The following is a 15,234-nucleotide window of genomic DNA, read 5'->3' as shown; positions in this document are numbered from 1 at the left end:
GGTGGCAGCCTATCGACCAGGCGATCTAGCGCGGCCGCAGGTCCATGGCGATGTCCAGGATCGGCGACGAGTGGGTCAGCCCGCCGACCGAGAGGTAGTCCACGCCGGTCGCGCCGTACTCGGCCGCCACGGCCAGCGTCAGGCCGCCGGTCGCCTCCAGCTCGGCCCGGTCGCCGACCGCGGCCACCACCTCGCGCAGCAGATCCGGGCCCATGTTGTCGCAGAGCAGGAAGTCCGCGCCGGCCTCCACCGACTCGACCGCCTCCGCGACCGTGGTCACCTCCACCTGCACCGGCACGTCCGGGAACGTCTCCCGGACCCGTCGGTAGGCCGCGGTCAGGCCGCCGGCCGCGAGCTTGTGGTTGTCCTTGATCATCGCGACGTCGTACAGGCCCATCCGCTTGTTCGTGCCGCCGCCGGCCCGCACCGCGTACTTCTCCAGCACCCGCAGGCCCGGCGTGGTCTTCCGGGTGTCCAGCACGGTCGCCTTCGTGCCGGCCAGCTCGTCCGCCCAGGCGCGCGTGTGCGTGGCCACGCCGGACGCCCGGCACAGCAGGTTCAGCGCGGTCCGCTCCGCGGTCAGCAGCGCCCGGGTCGGTCCGGTGACGGTGGCCAGCACGTCGCCCCGCCGCACCCGCGTGCCGTCCCGGCCGGTCAGGACCACCTCGACGGTACGGCCGGAGGAGAGCTCGAAGACGGCCGCGGCCACCGCGAGCCCGGCCACCACGCCGCCCGCGCGCGCGACCAGGTCGGCCGTGTCCGTCTGGTCGGCCGGGATGGTGGACTCGCTGGTCACGTCGCGGTGCTCCGGCCCGAGGTCCTCCTCCAGCGCGGTCCGGACGATCCGCTCGATCTCCGCGACCGGCAGCCCGGCCTCGTCCAGCGCCTGCTGCGTCTTCTCCGACAGGGTCATGCGATGGGCTCCCAGCTGTGGGTGGGTGTTCCGTCCTCGGCCAGCGCGGTGACCAGGTGGCCGCGCCACTCGTCCTCCGCCGTGCCGAAATCCTCCCGCCAGTGGCAGCCGCGGGTCTCCTGACGGGCGTAAGCCGCGCCGGCCAGCGCGGTCGCCACGGTCAGCAGGTTGGTCGCCTCCCAGCTCGCGGTGCGCGGCGTGCCCCGGCGGCCGGCCGTGGCGGTGAGCGCGGCGGCCGTGCCGACCAGTGAACCGGCCGAACGCAGCACGCCCGCGCCCCGGCTCATCGCACGCTGGAGATCCGGGCGCGCGGCCTCGTCGACCACCCACTGCGCGCTGGCGTCGTGCAGCACCGGCTCGGCCTGCGGCGGCAGGTCCCGGCGGATGTCGTCGGCGATCCGGCGGGAGAAGACCAGGCCCTCCAGCAGCGAGTTGCTGGCCAGCCGGTTCGCGCCGTGCACGCCGGTGCAGGCGACCTCGCCGCACGCGTACAGGCCGGGGATGCTGGTGCGGCCGTGCAGGTCGGTGCGGACGCCGCCGGAGGCGTAGTGCGCGGCCGGCGCGACCGGGATCAGGTCGGTCACCGGGTCCACCCCGGCCGCGCGGCACGACGCCAGGATGGTCGGGAAGCGGTGCTCCAGGAAGTCCTTGCCGAGGTGGCGCGCGTCCAGGTAGACGTGGTCGGAGCCCTCGGACAGCAGCACCCGGTGGATGCCCTTGGCCACCACGTCCCGCGGTGCCAGCTCGGCCAGCTCGTGCTGGCCCACCATGAACCGCTTGCCGTCGCCGTCCACCAGGTGCGCGCCCTCGCCGCGCAGCGCCTCGCTGATCAGCGGTCGCTGCACCGAACTGACCGCGCCGGAGACGAACGACGTGGGGTGGAACTGGACGAACTCGACGTCCGTGACCGCGGCGCCGGCCCGCAGCGCGAGCGCCACGCCGTCACCGGTGGAGACGGACGGGTTCGTGGTCGACGCGTAGATCTGGCCCATGCCGCCGGTGGCCAGCACCACGGCGCGGCTGAGGATCGCGCCGACGCCGTCCTCCGTGCCCTCGCCGAGCACGTGCAGCGTGATGCCGCAGGCCCTGCCGGTCTCGTCGGTGAGCAGGTCCAGGACCAGCGCGTGCTCGACCATCCGGATCCACGGGTCGCGGCCGACCGCGGCGTGCAGCGCGCGCTGCACCTCCGCGCCGGTGGCGTCGCCGCCCGCGTGCACGATCCGGTTCGCGCGGTGGCCGCCCTCGCGGGTCAGCATCAGCGAACCGTCCGCGTGACGGTCGAACTCGGCGCCGGTGCGGATCAGCTCCCGGACCCGGGCCGGGCCCTCCTCGACCAGCACCCGGACCGCGTCGGCGTCGCACAGGCCGACGCCGGCGACCTCGGTGTCGTAGGCGTGCGCGGCCGGCGAGTCCAGCGGGTCCAGCACCGCGGCGATCCCGCCCTGCGCCCACCGGGTCGACCCGTCGTCGATGTTGACCTTGGTGACCACGGTGACGTGCAGTCCGCCTTCGCGAAGATGCAACGCGGCGGTAAGCCCGGCGATACCGGAGCCCACGACGATGACGTCGGTGGTCTCGGTCCAGCCCGGCGCCGGGGCGGCGAGACGCGTCGGCAGGGCCGGAAGATCGAGTGGACGCATCCCTCCAGTCAACTCGACCTGCCCACCCTTTGGGGAGCGCGGCCGGCGAAAAGTGGGGCTAATCGCGTACCCGCACCGGCTCAGTCCGTGATCGGGAGTGCGTTCGGGCCGGCCGCGCGCAGCGACTTGTTGATTTTGATGTCCTGGAGCCAGACGTAGCAGCGGGCGCCACGGTCACCGGTCTTCCAGTCGGCCTCGTTCGCCAGCACCGGTGCGACACCGCTGCGGGCCGCGAGGTCGTCGTCCTTCGGCACCCGCACGTACTCCGCGATCTTCTGCCGGCAGTTGTTGTAGAACGCCTGCCACGCCGCGACGTCGGTGACCTGCGGGTACTTCTGGTTGGCCGGTGCCTGCCAGACGCCGACGAACTCGCCGTTGTGCTCCTTGGCGCAGTCGGTCGCGACCATCTTGCTGATCTCCAGCGTGCTCTGCACGTCCAGCGTGTAGCAGCCGAGCCGCAGCGGCGCGTCCACCGCCTTGAGACCGTCCTTGACCGTGCCCTTGCGGGCCACGGTGGTGCCGTTCTCCTCGACGTTCGTCTTCTCGGTCACGTCGCAGCGGTACCACCGGGCGCCACCGGTCCACGCCTGGTCGGACGGGAACGCGAGACCGAGCGAGAGCCGCCCGAGCCGCCAGTCCGCGCCGAGGTACGTGGCCGACTGCTTGTCGCACTCGGCGAACGCGGCGCGGGCCGGGTCCGAGTCGCGGGCCGGCGGCTTCCCGGCGTTCGCCGGATCACCGGTGAACGTGCCGACGAACGTGGTCTCGACGCGGTGATCCGTGGCGCAGTCCACCGGGGTGGACAGCGCGCGCAACGCGATCGGCGCGAAGTCCGTCGAGTAGCAGACGCCCGCGGCCGGCACGAACGACTTCGGCTCCGGGAGCCCGGCCCAGTCGTCGGTGAGCTCGCCGTCGACCCCCTCGGGCATGCCGCAACCGGCCAGCCCCGCCGTCATCAGGGCGCCGAGCGCCAGCGCCGCCACCGAGCGTCGCATCCGAGAGACCTCCCTGCCTGTCGCCGCATCTCGCGACCGTCGCCGAATCTCGCGAGACCTAACGTAGCCGCCGCGACGTGACCCGGCACGCCGCGTGCACCGATCGAGCGTCCCGCGGCGGCATGTTTCCGCAGCTCAAGTCAGTTCTATCGGAATGTTGTCGATGAGCCTCGTGGTGCCGACGCGCGCGGCGACGAGCAGCCGGGCCGGGCCGTGCTCCGGCGCCGGGCCGAGGTCGGGCGCGAGCAGCACCAGATAGTCCAGGTCCACGCCCGGCTCCGACCGGATCCGGGCGTGCGCGGCGGCGAACGCCTCGTCCGCGGCGCCGCCGGCCGCCGCGGTGTCCGCGCCCGCGCGAAGGCCGGCGGAGAGCGCGAGCGCGGCCGCCCGCTCCGGTGCGGAGAGGTACCGGTTGCGGCTGGACAGCGCCAGTCCGTCCGGCTCGCGCACGGTCGGCACCCCGATCACCTCGACCGGTACGTTCAGGTCCCGTGTCATCCGGGTCACGAGCGTGAGCTGCTGATAGTCCTTCTCGCCGAAGAACGTGAGGTCCGGTCGGGTGAGCTGGAGCAGCTTCAGCACCACGGTGAGCACGCCGTGGAAGAAGCCGGGCCGGCTGGCACCCTCCAGCTCCTCGCCGAGCGGTCCCGGGTTCAGCCGGACCTGCGGCGGGCCGTCCGGGTACATCTCCCGGGCGGACGGCGCGAAGACCAGGTCGACGCCGGCGCGCGCGCAGATCTCCAGGTCGGACTCGAGCGTGCGCGGGTAGCGGTCGAGGTCCTCGTTCGGCCCGAACTGCAACGGGTTCACGAAGATGGTGACGATCAGGTGGTCGGCCCGCTCCCGGGCCGCGCGCATCAGCGACTCGTGGCCCTCGTGCAGCGCGCCCATGGTCATCACCACGGCGACGCGGCCGGTCATCTTGGACCGCGCGCCGTCCAGCTCGGCGACCGTGTTGACCAGCTCAGAGGTCGTCATGCGGGGTGCCCTCCCGGGCGTCGGCGAGGACGTCGAGCAGCGGCTCGGCGTCGACGGGGCGGAGCCGGCCGGCGGAGATCGCGCGGTCGGCGGTGCGCCGGGCCAGCGCCCGGTAGGTGGCCACGGAGTCCGGTGCGACCTCGGTCAGCTCGGCCAGGTGGCGGGCGACCGTGCCGGCGTCGCCGCGGGAGACCGGGCCGGTCAGCGCCGCGTCGCCGAACGCCAGCGCGTTCTCCAGCGACGCGCGCAGCAGCGGTGCCAGCACCCGCTCCGGGTGCCGCACACCCGCGTCGCGCAACCGGTCCAGCGCGTCGTTGACCAGCGTGACCAGGTGGTTCGCGCCGTGCGCGAGCCCGGCGTGGTACAGCGCGCGGTCGCCGTCCCGGATCCACTCGACCGCGCCGCCGAGCTGCTCGACCAGCCGGGCCGCGAACGGGCGGTCCTCGGCGCGCGCGGTCACGCCGTAGGAGATGCCGTGCAGCCGGGCGATGTCCTCCGGCCGGCCGGTGAACGTCATCGCCGGGTGCAGCGCCAGCGGACGGGCGCCGTGCGCGACGGCCGGGGCCAGCGGCGCCAGCCCGTGCGCGCCGGACGTGTGCGCGACGACCTGGCCGGGCCGCAGCGCGCCGTCGTCCGCGAGCCCGCGCACCACGGCCGCGAGCGCGTCGTCCGGCACCGAGACCAGCAGCAGGTCGGTCGCCGCGCGGGCGACCTGGGTGGGTGGCAGGTGGGCGGTGTCCGGCAGCAGCCGGTCGATCCGCTCGGCGGTGGCCTCGGAGGTGCCGGAGGCGGCGATCACCCGGTGCCCGGCCGCGGTGAGCGCGGCGCCGAGCGTGGCGCCCACCCGGCCGGCGCCGACGACGCCGACGGTGAGGGTCGCGCTCGATATGTGCGCGGGTGCGGTACGGCGCGTCGATGCGGCCATGTCAGCGATCCAGTCCTCGAAGGGTAGGTACCGGTCGGGGCCAGTATGCGCCAGTGTTTCAGAGCCGATACAAGCACGTGTGAAAACGTTCACCACGGCCGTCCGGGTACGTACCCGGACGGCCGTGCGCGACGGTCAGCGCAGGAATCCCGCATCGAGGAACTTGAAGTTCGTGCTCGGGCGGTCGCCGTCGGCCGGCGTGTCCTGCCCGTCGTGCACCACCAGCAGCCCGCCGGGAAAACCGGGCAGCGGCGTGGCGGTCACGGCCGCGCCGTCGCACTCCTGCGAACCGTCCGTGCGCGGCCCGTCGACCACGGCGAAGTGCCCGGTCGGGCGGAGCGAGCGCCGGTCGTACGTGTAGAACGTGTCGTCGCCCTGGCTGGAGACCATGAGCGTGCTCCGGGCGATCGTCAGGCCCTCCACGTCCGCCGCGATCCGGCCGCCGAAACCGGGGTCGGCGGCGTAGTCCACGACGCACTCCTCGGTCGCCTCGTCGTACGCGGCCGGGATGCCGAACTCGCGCACCTTCTCCACCGTGCCGGGCCGGCCGGTGAAACGGCCGTCCCGGACCGGCACCCGCCAGAGCGCCACGTCCTCCTGCGCGAGGTAGGCGACGCCGTGCACCGCGTCCACCACCACGCCCTCGACCTGCGGGCCGTCGCCCGGGTCGGTGCAGGGCGCCCAGCGCGCACCGGTCGGCAGCGTGAACTCGGCCGGCAGCGTCAGGCGGTCGACCGGGCGGTAGGTGACCCGGCCGCCGTCCGCGACGAGCCGGAACGTGCCGACCTCGGGCGTGCTGCGGCGGCTGACCAGCAGGTAGCCGCCGTCGACGGCATCCAGGCCGTAGGCGGTGCGCTGCTCGTTCACCTCGGCCTGGGTGGCGTTGAACGCGAACGGCACGTCGTCCGCGGTCACGTCCGTGAGCCGGCCGGTGCGCGCGTCGATCGCGTAGAAGCGCAGCTGGTCGCGGCCCCGGTCGCTGACCGCGGCGAGGTCCACGGTCCGGCCGCCGAGCCGGAAGCCCGCGACGATGTCCACGTTGTTGAACCGGCCGGCCTCGTCGTCCGGGCCGGGCGCGGGCGGCGTGGCGATCGACTGCACCTCGCGGCCGCGCAGATCGTAGACGCGCAGGCCGCCGTTCTTCGCGGTGGCGATCACGCGGCTCCGCGCGCGGTCGGTCGGGTGGACCCAGATCGCCGGGTCGTCCGCGTCGGCGTCGCCGCCGGCCGCGTCGTCGTGCAGCGCCGGCGTCTCCGCCGTCGCGCGCAGTTTCTCGAGGCGCTGCGGCCCGTGCGCGGCCGCCGGCGTCACGGTCGTGGTCAGGAGCAGCGTGGGTACGGCGAGCGCCGCGCCGAGGACCCGCAGGGAAGGTGATCGCATGTGACGCGACCGTAGGGTGTCCACGATGACTCGTCCTGAACTCGGCGTGAACAGCCTTCGATGGCGCACGGCGATGCAGACCGCGCTCTACGGACCGGACGGCTTCTTCACCCGGCCGGGCGCGGCCGGGCCGGGCGGCCACTTCCGGACCAGCGCGCACGCCACCGCCGTGTTCGCCGGCCTGCTGCGCCCCCTCCTGGCGCGGGTCGACGCGGCGCTCGGCCATCCGGACCCGTTCCAGCTGGTCGACGTCGGCGCCGGGCGCGGTGAGCTGCTGCTGGAGATCGCCCGGTCGGATCCGGCCGGCTTCGGTGCCCGGCTTCGGCCGCTCGCCGTCGAACTGGCCGGGCGGCCGGCCGGGCTGCCGTCCGGCATCGGCTGGACCGACCGGATCCCGGACCGCGTCGTCGGCCTGCTGCTCGCCACGGAGTGGCTGGACAACGTGCCGGTGGACGTGGCCGAGGCGGGCCCGGACGGGCCTCGCTACGTGCTGACCGACGACACGCTCGGCGAGCCGGTGTCCGCGGCGGACGCGGCGTGGCTGGCGCGCTGGTATCCGCCGCTGCCACCGGGCGCGCGGGCGGAGGTTGGGATCACCCGGGACCAGGCCTGGTCCGCCGCGCTCACGCACGTCGAGCGCGGGGTCGCGCTCGCGGTCGACTACGGACATCTGCGCGCCGGGCGGCCGCTCGACGGCACGCTCACCGGGTACCGGGACGGGCGGCAGGTGCCGCCGCGGGCGGACGGCAGCACGGACGTCACGGCGCACGTGGCGATGGACTCCGTGGCCGACGCCGGCGCCGTGGCCCTCGGTGCGCGGTCGCCCGGCGGGTATCCGTACCGGCTGATGTCACAACGGGACGCGCTGAGAGCGCTCGGGGCCGGCGGGAAGCGACCGCCGCTCAACCTGGCCGCCTCGGATCCGGTGGGTTATGTGCGCGCGCTGGCGCGCGCCTCGGAGGTGGCCGAGTTGCTGGACCCGGCCGGGCTCGGCGGGCACTGGTGGCTGGTGCAGGCGATCGGCGTGGCGCACCCATTCAGCCCCGAAGATGGCATTGTGGAGCCATGACCCTCCGGGAAGTGACGGTCGGGACGCAGGCCGGGCTGGACACCGCGGACATGGTGCTCAACATCGGGCCGCAGCATCCGTCCACGCACGGCGTGCTCCGGTTGAGGCTCCGGCTGGACGGTGAACGGGTCGTCGAGTGCGAACCGATCGTCGGCTACATGCACCGGGGCGCGGAGAAGCTGTTCGAGGTGCGTGACTACCGGCAGATCATCGTGCTGGCCAACCGGCACGACTGGCTGTCCGCGTTCTCCAACGAGCTGGGCGTGGTGCTCGCGGTCGAGCGGCTGATGGGCCTGGAGGTGCCGGAGCGCGCGGTCTGGCTGCGCACCGCGCTGGCCGAGCTGAACCGGGTGCTCAACCACCTGATGTTCCTCGGCTCGTACCCGCTGGAGATCGGCGCGATCACGCCGATGTTCTACGCGTTCCGCGAGCGGGAGACGCTGCAGACCGTGATGGAGGAGGTCTCCGGCGGCCGCATGCACTTCATGTTCAACCGGGTCGGTGGGCTGAAGGAGGAGGTCCCGTACGGCTGGACCGGCCGGGCCCGGGCGGCGATCGACGCGGTCCGGCGGCGCATGCCGGACCTGGACCACCTGATCCGGCGCAACGAGATCTTCCTGGCCCGGACCGTGGGCGTGGGTGTGCTGTCCGCCGAGGAGGCGGCCGGGTTCGGCGCGTCCGGGCCGGTCGCGCGCGCGTCCGGACTGGACCTGGACCTGCGGCGGGACGAACCGTACCTGGCCTACGGCGAACTCTCCGTGCCGGTGGTGACACGGACGACCGGGGACTGCCACGCGCGGTTCGAGGTGCTGCTCGACCAGGTGTACGCGTCGCTCGACCTGGCGCAGGCCTGCCTGGACCGGGTCGACCGGATCACCGGGCCGGTCAACGTGCGGCTGCCCAAGGTGGTGAAGGCGCCGGAGGGGCACACCTACGCGTGGACCGAGAACCCGCTCGGGATCAACGGGTACTACCTGGTGTCACGCGGCGAGAAGACGCCGTGGCGGCTCAAGCTGCGCACCGCGTCGTACGCGAACGTGCAGGCCCTGTCGACGCTGCTGCCGGGCTGTCTGGTGCCCGACCTGATCGCGATCCTCGGCTCGATGTTCTTCGTGGTGGGCGACATCGACAAGTAGGCGCCGGCCGAGGCTCAGCGGTAGTCCTCGCGGTCCCACTGGATCGCCGAGATCGCGCGCTGGTCACCGGTGAACTGGCTGGCCTCGCCGTAGAGGCTGGCGGGGTCGAAGCGCTGCTGCGGTTGCCGGCCCCGGTCGTCCCGGTCGTCCGCGCGGTGGTCCTGGGCACCGCGCTCCGCGCGCCAGCTGTCGTCGTACCGGCCGCGCAGTGGCTCGTCGGCGCCGGGCAGGCCGTCGTCCGGGCCGACCCGCCACGGTTCCTCGCGCCGGCCGCCGCGCTGCTGGGTGCGCCACGGCTGCGGGTCCTCACCACCGACGCGCCGCATCTGGCCGGTGGACGGGCCGGCATCGATCGCCCGGCGCATCTGGCCGGTGGACGGGCCGGCGTCGGCCACCCGGCGCATCTGCCCGGTGGACGGGCCGGCATCGGCCACCCGGCGCATCTGGCCGGTCTGCGGGCCGCGGCGGTCCCGGTCGTAGGGGTTCGGGCGATCCTCGCGGCGGACCGACTCCCAGCGGTCCTCCACGCGCAGCTCGCTGCCGGACTCGTCGGTGTGCACGCTGGCCCGGCGCTCGCCGACGCGCAGCTCCTGGCCGCGGTCGTCCTGGCGGACCGCGGCGTAGCGGTCGCCGGCCTGGCGGATCTGCGACCAGCTCGGCTCGGCGGAGGTCGCCTCCAGCGCGGGGCGCTCGTACGGGTTGACCTGCTCACCGCGCTCACCCCAGCTCGGCTGCCCGGGCCGGGCGGCGCGGCGGCCGACCACGTCGTCGGTGCTCTCCTCGCGCTCGCTCCCGTAACCCCGGCGGTCGTCGCCGTAGCTCCCGCGCTCGTCGCCGTAGCCCTTGCGCTCGTCGCCGTAGCCCTTGCGGTCGTCGCCGTAGTTCTTGCGCTCGTCGCCGTAGCCGTTGTCGTCATTGCCGTAACCGCCGCCGCGGAAGTCCCGGTAGCCGGGGTCGAAGTCGCGGGCGCCCGGGTCGAACGCGCGGGCACGGCGGCCACGGTCGAGGTTGTCCCGGCCGTAGTCGTCACCGTAGCCGCCACGCGGGCCGTTGAACTCGCCGGTGCCGTAGAGCGAGCCGCTGTCGCCGCGCGGATCCACGATCGTCGAGCGGGTGGTGACGTGCACGGTCTCGGTGTGCCGGACGAGACCGCCGGAGATCTGGCCGCGCCGGCCCACACCGGCGGACCCGCCGGCCCGGCCCCGGCCGGACTCGTCCCCGCCCCGGTCCGCACGCCGGTCGCGGCGGTCGTCGTCGGCGTCGTAGCAGGCCGGCCGGTCGTAGCGGTCCTCGTCCGCGCGGCTGCGGCCGTAGCCGTCGCGGTCGTAACCGGAACGGTCGTGACCCGGGCGGTCGTCGGCGTCGTAGTCGCGGTCGCCGCGCCACTCACCGCGGTCGCCACGATCGCCGCGGTCGTCCCGGTACGAGTTCCTGCCGTAGATCTCGTCCGGCTCCACGGCCGCGGAGCGCCGGGCGGTGTAGCCGCCGTCGTCCGGCTGGGCCCGGCGTGGCGTGTAGCCACCCTGGTCGCCGCCGTAGGTGCTCTCCTCAGCCGGCGGGTATCCACCGGCCTGCCCGTAACCGTCGCCCCGGGCGTAGGAGTCGTCCCGGTCGTCGGTGCCGGGCTGGTCGTAGCCGCCGTCCCGGTCGTAGTCGGCGGTCCGGTCGAAGCCGCCGTCCCCGTCGTAGCCGGCGTCCTGGCCGTAGCCGGCGTCCTGGCCGTAGCCGGCGTCCTGGCCGTAGCCGGCGTCCTGGCCGTAGCCGGCGTCCTGGCCGTAGCCGCGCCCGCGGTAGCCGTCCTGCTCGGCGGGTGGCGTGGGCGTCACGGATGCGCGTGCGTAGCCGGCGGACACGGACACGGACGCCGTCGCCCGGCCGGTCACCGGCTCCACCGGGGACGGTGCCGGAACCGCGGCGGACGCACCGATGGCGGCCCGGCCCGCGGGGGCGGCGATCGCCGGCTGGCCCGGCTCGGCGGCGCTCTGCACCGCGGCGAGCTGCGCCTGCAGGCCGTCGAGCGCGGCGCCGAGCGCCTGCAGTCGCTGGTTGGACGCGGCCTGACCGACCCGGGTGGCGTTGGCGATCTCGCTGCGCACCTCGGCGCGGAGCCGCACCATCTCCTCGACCATCGCCTCTTCGAGATCGACGCGCGACGCACCCGATCCGCCACGGAGAGCGACCGAGGTGCCGATCAGCGCGATCGACACGAGCACGACGAAGACGGCGAACCGGAGCATGCCGGTGCTGCCGCCGAGGAGCAGGAGCAGTGCCGCGAATGGCGCGAGTCCGACACCGGCCCAGAGCAGGCCTTGTGTCAGGCGTGGATTCGCCCGCTCCTCCACCGGATCAGGGGCTGGCATGGTGGTGAAGCCTACCCAGAGTTGCCGGATAGCGAAACGGGCTCGGATAGCACAATCCGGCGCCATCCCGTCCCCGAGCAGGGCGGATGGCGCCGGACCGATTTTTTCCGATTAGATCAACTTGTGGCGAGTTCGCCGTCGGAGGAGAAGACCAGGCCGACGGAGATGGTGCCGGTCTTCAGCGCGTTCTTCGTCTGGGCGCCGCCCGCGTCCAGCGAGCTGAACTGACCGGCCTGGAAGCTGTACGTGGTGACCAGCCCGGCCTGGCACTTCGGCCGCTGCGGGCACTCCGGCGGACCGCCGAGCACGGTCGCGGCGCCCGAGCACTTCTCGGCCAGGTCGCTGAGCGTGGTCAGCTCGTACTTCGCCGCGAACTCCTTGGTGACCGCGAACGCGTTCTGGTCCTGCGCGGCGGACGGCTTGCCGAACGCCAGGCCGACCTTGTCACCCAGCGCCGCGAGCGCGGTGGTGGTCGCGGTCAGGTCCGGCGACGAGACCGGCGCCGCGTCCTTGCCGTTGACCTTGCCGTTCAGGAAGTCGGCCAGCGTCGCCGCGTACTCCGGGACGACCTGGATCTCGCCCTTCTCCAGCGCCGGCTCGTACAGCTCACGGTTGCCGATCTGCTGCACCGTGACCTTGTAGCCGGCCGCGGTGAGCGCGATGTTGTAGAGCTCCGCGAGCGTCTGGTTCTCGCTGAAGTTCGCCGCGCCGATCTTGATGTCGCCGCCCGGGCCCTTCGCGATGCCGGTGGTCAGGCCCGCGGTCGCCGCGAACTCGTCCGCCGCCACCTTGGGCGTCTTGCGGTCCACGTCGACCGCCTTGTTCAGCGCGATCAGCTTCGTGGTGTCCAGCGACTCGGAGACCTTGTCCAGCGCCGCGATCAGCTCCGGCGTGGCCGCCTTCTTGTTGATCGCGGGCAGCACGTTGTCCGTGTTCTGCAGGCCCTTGTCGTCGGTGAGGACCACCAGCGACGTGCCCGCGACGCCCGCGCAGCCGGCGCCCGCCGCCGCGCTGGCCGGCGCCTCGGTGCCGGACGAGCCGGCCTCGCCGCAGCCGCTCAGTATGGTTGCCGCCGCCAGCGCGCCGAGCGCGCCGACGGTCAGACGCGAAAATCTCACGTGCCCGCCTTCCGTGTCCCGGCGCGCCCCGGTCGGGGCGGCCGCGTGTCCGACGGGCGGATGCACCTGGTGCCTCACCAGGGTCGGGACCGCCCGCGCTGTCTCACCCAACATCTTTCGCGCCGGGTACGACAACTTTCACCAGCAGTTGTCACCGGATCGTCATGATCCATATCCCGTACGCGATCACACTTACGCCGAGGCCGTTTCTATTCCTTCATTCTCGGTGTCGCACGCTGCTTTTTCAGGCGGTCGCCGGTCGACGACGGAACCGTCCGGGACGGCGCAGCGGCCGGGGCGTCAGGGCCCGCTCCACCAGCGCCAGCAGTCCTTCGATGCCGAGCGCGAGCAACCCCACCAGCAGCGCGCCGGCCAGGATCTGACCGCCACCGACCGACATGCCGAGCCCGAACCCGGCGCTGATGATCTGGCCGAGCCCGCCGCCGTTCACGAACGACGCCAGCGCCGCGGTGGCCACCACCTGCACGGACGCGGTCCGGAAGCCGGTCGCCAGGTACGGCACGGCCAGCGGCAGCTCCACCCGGGTGAGCAGCTGACGACCGGACAGACCCATGCCGCGTGCGGCGTCCCGGGCCTCCGGGTCGACCTGCCGCACGCCGGTGTACGCGTTGGCCAGCAGCGGCGGCACCGCGAACACGGCCAGCGCCAGGATCACCGGTCGCTGGCCGAAGCCGAGCGGCGTCAGCGGCAGGATGGTCAGCAGCGCGACCGTGGGGATCGCCAGCGTCACGTTGGAGATCAACACGACCACGCCGCCGCCGCGCCCGGTGTGCCCGAGCCAGAGCCCGACCGGCCAGGCGACCAGGCAGCCGATCAGCACCGCGGCGAACGAGATCCACAGGTGCTCGCCCAGCCGGTCCAGGATCCCGCCGGGGTTGGACCAGTTCAGCGGGTCGTTGAGCCAGAGAATCGCCTGGTTGATCGCGTTCATCCGCGGGCACCTCTCGTCCACGGCGTGAGCAGTCGCCCGGCACCGGCCAGCAGCAGGTCCAGCAGCAGGCCGAGCGCCACGCAGAGCACGGTGCCGACCAGGATCTCCGCCTTGTAGAAGTTGTTCCGGAAACCGCCCAGGATGAGGTCGCCGAGCCCGCCGTAGCCGATCAGCGAGCCCACCGTGACCAGCGCGACCGTGGAGACCGTGGCCAGCCGCAAGCCGGTCAGGATCGCCGGGATCGCCAGCGGCAGGTCCACCCGGAACAGGCGCGCGAACCGGCCGTACCCCATGCCCTGCGCCGCGTCGAGAACCTCCGCGGGCAGCTGGTTGAGCCCGGCCAGCGTGTTACGCACGATCAGCAGCAGCGCGTAGAGCACCAGCGCGATCAGCACCGAGGCCGGGCGGGTGGTGCCGACCAGCGGCGCCACGAACGCGAGCAGGGCCAGCGACGGGATGGTGTAGAGCACGCCGGAGAGTGCGAGAATCGGGCCGGTGAGCGGCCGGAACCAGTAGGCGAGCACGGCCAGCGGGAGTCCGACCACCGCCGCGAACGCCACCGCCTGGGTGGTCAGCGTCACGTGCTCGACCAGCGCGGACAGCACCGTATCGGCGTTGTCCCGCAGATACTGCCAAGAAAACCACGGGTTGCCGGGTGCGTCGGCGTATTGCACGCTCGAAACCGCCCATTGCCGAGAGGACATACGTGGAACCTACCGTGGACGGCGGGCAGAAGGCCGCCACCATCACGCTCGACCAGGTCAGCAAGACCTTCGACGACGGTACGAAGGCGGTGCGCTCGCTCGACCTGGAGATCGGGGCCGGCGAGCTGGCGGTGCTGATCGGCCCGTCGGGGTGCGGCAAGTCGACCGTACTGCGGATGATCAACCGGTTGATCGAGCCGACCGGCGGGCGGCTGCTGATCGACGGCGAGGACGTCACGAAGCTCGACCCGGTGCAACTGCGGCGCCGGATCGGCTACGTCATCCAGAACGTCGGCCTGTTCCCGCACCAGACCATCCGGACCAACGTCGGCACCGTACCCACGCTGCTCGGCTGGCCGAAGGCACGGGTGCGGGCGCGGTCGGACGAGCTGCTGGAACTGGTCGGCCTGGACCCCTCGGTCTACGGCGGCCGCTATCCCAAGGAGCTCTCCGGTGGCCAGCGGCAGCGCGTCGGCGTGGCCCGCGCGCTCGCGGCCGACCCGGTGGTGCTGCTGATGGACGAGCCGTTCTCCGCGGTCGACCCGATCGTCCGGGCCCGGCTGCAGGAGGAGTTCCTGCGCCTGCAGGCCGAGGTGCGCAAGACGATCGTGCTGGTCACCCACGACCTGGACGAGGCGGTGCGGCTCGGCGACCGGATCGCGGTGCTCTCCCAGGGCGGCCACCTGGAGCAGTTCGCGGCGCCGGCCGCGCTGCTCGGCGAGCCGGCGTCGGACTTCGTCCGCGAGTTCGTCGGCACCGACCGGGCGATCCGCCGGCTGTCCGTCACGAAGGTCAGCGCGGAGATGCTGGAGCCGGCCGGTGCGGCGACCGGGCTGCCGGACGCGGATCTGGGCGGCACGCTCTACGACGCGCTGGCCCGGATGCTCGGCGCCGGCACCGACCGGGTCCGGATCGTCTCGGACGGGCGCGAGGTCGGCGTGCTGACCCGCGACAGGCTGTTCTCGTAGCGCGCTGTTCTCGTGGCGCGCTGTTCTCGTGGCGCGCTGTTCTCGTGGCGCGCTGTTCTCGTGGCGCGCTGCTCTCGTGGCGCGCTGCTCTCGTGG

At 73.4% G+C, this 15,234-nt stretch carries 12 protein-coding genes and 1 pseudogene; 3 read left to right on the top strand and 10 right to left on the bottom strand.

Going from position 1 to position 15,234, the window contains the following annotated elements; genetic code table 11:
- Positions 1 to 25: 25 nt before the first annotated feature.
- The 6 genes from nadC to J2S44_RS20485 form a co-directional block, all read right to left on the bottom strand.
- Positions 26 to 907, bottom strand: a complete 882-nt coding sequence (nadC, locus tag J2S44_RS20510) for a carboxylating nicotinate-nucleotide diphosphorylase (RefSeq protein ID WP_310429802.1) — start codon at positions 905 to 907, stop codon at positions 26 to 28.
- Between the two features lie 2 nt (positions 908 to 909).
- Entirely contained in the window at positions 910 to 2,553 is a 1,644-nt protein-coding gene (locus J2S44_RS20505; RefSeq protein WP_310416359.1) for an L-aspartate oxidase, read from the bottom strand.
- An 80-nt stretch (positions 2,554 to 2,633) separates the two neighbouring features.
- Positions 2,634 to 3,548: a septum formation family protein gene (locus J2S44_RS20500; RefSeq protein WP_310416356.1), complete on the bottom strand. Its 915-nt coding sequence runs from the start codon at positions 3,546 to 3,548 to the stop codon at positions 2,634 to 2,636.
- 135 nt (positions 3,549 to 3,683) lie between these two features.
- Positions 3,684 to 4,526: a pantoate--beta-alanine ligase gene (panC, locus tag J2S44_RS20495; protein ID WP_310416353.1), complete on the bottom strand. Its 843-nt coding sequence runs from the start codon at positions 4,524 to 4,526 to the stop codon at positions 3,684 to 3,686.
- On the bottom strand, positions 4,513 to 5,451 hold the full coding sequence (locus tag J2S44_RS20490; protein ID WP_310416351.1) for a Rossmann-like and DUF2520 domain-containing protein: 939 nt from the start codon (positions 5,449 to 5,451) through the stop codon (positions 4,513 to 4,515). The genes panC and J2S44_RS20490 overlap by 14 nt, the downstream gene beginning before the upstream one ends.
- A gap of 135 nt (positions 5,452 to 5,586) precedes the next feature.
- The gene (locus tag J2S44_RS20485) at positions 5,587 to 6,831 is read right to left on the bottom strand and encodes a phytase (protein WP_310416348.1); all 1,245 of its coding nucleotides are present in this window, start codon (positions 6,829 to 6,831) and stop codon (positions 5,587 to 5,589) included.
- 25 nt (positions 6,832 to 6,856) lie between these two features.
- Here J2S44_RS20485 and J2S44_RS20480 point away from each other — a divergent pair, with 25 nt between their 5' ends.
- Positions 6,857 to 7,900 carry an SAM-dependent methyltransferase gene (locus J2S44_RS20480; protein WP_310416346.1) on the top strand — a complete coding sequence of 348 codons (1,044 nt, stop codon included), beginning with the start codon at positions 6,857 to 6,859 and terminating at the stop codon, positions 7,898 to 7,900.
- Positions 7,897 to 9,036 (top strand): NADH-quinone oxidoreductase subunit D, encoded by a 1,140-nt coding sequence (locus tag J2S44_RS20475; protein WP_310416344.1) that lies wholly within the window; start codon positions 7,897 to 7,899, stop codon positions 9,034 to 9,036. The genes J2S44_RS20480 and J2S44_RS20475 overlap by 4 nt, the downstream gene beginning before the upstream one ends.
- Positions 9,037 to 9,050: 14 nt before the next feature.
- On the opposite strand, the gene J2S44_RS20470 is transcribed toward J2S44_RS20475, so the two are convergent.
- The 4 genes and pseudogenes from J2S44_RS20470 to J2S44_RS20455 all read right to left on the bottom strand — a co-directional run bounded on the left by J2S44_RS20470 (position 9,051) and on the right by J2S44_RS20455 (position 14,140).
- Positions 9,051 to 11,396, bottom strand: coding sequence for a coiled-coil domain-containing protein (locus J2S44_RS20470; protein ID WP_310416342.1), 2,346 nt, complete (start codon positions 11,394 to 11,396; stop codon positions 9,051 to 9,053).
- Positions 11,397 to 11,512: 116 nt separating this feature from the next.
- Positions 11,513 to 12,576 (bottom strand): annotated as a pseudogene (locus J2S44_RS20465) (glycine betaine ABC transporter substrate-binding protein).
- A gap of 182 nt (positions 12,577 to 12,758) precedes the next feature.
- On the bottom strand, positions 12,759 to 13,466 hold the full coding sequence (locus J2S44_RS20460) for an ABC transporter permease (protein WP_310416339.1): 708 nt from the start codon (positions 13,464 to 13,466) through the stop codon (positions 12,759 to 12,761).
- Complete coding sequence (locus J2S44_RS20455) at positions 13,463 to 14,140, bottom strand: ABC transporter permease (protein ID WP_310416336.1); 678 nt, start codon at positions 14,138 to 14,140, stop codon at positions 13,463 to 13,465. The genes J2S44_RS20460 and J2S44_RS20455 overlap by 4 nt, the downstream gene beginning before the upstream one ends.
- A 32-nt stretch (positions 14,141 to 14,172) precedes the next feature.
- Here J2S44_RS20455 and J2S44_RS20450 point away from each other — a divergent pair, with 32 nt between their 5' ends.
- A complete protein-coding gene (locus J2S44_RS20450) occupies positions 14,173 to 15,138 on the top strand; it encodes an ABC transporter ATP-binding protein (RefSeq protein WP_310416332.1) in 966 nt (321 codons plus the stop codon).
- Positions 15,139 to 15,234: the final 96 nt, after the last annotated feature.

Source organism: Catenuloplanes niger (assembly GCF_031458255.1).
GTDB classification, from domain to species: domain Bacteria; phylum Actinomycetota; class Actinomycetes; order Mycobacteriales; family Micromonosporaceae; genus Catenuloplanes; species Catenuloplanes niger.
The sequence above is the reverse complement of the archived record's forward strand: the minus strand, read 5'-3'. Positions and strand labels throughout refer to the sequence as shown.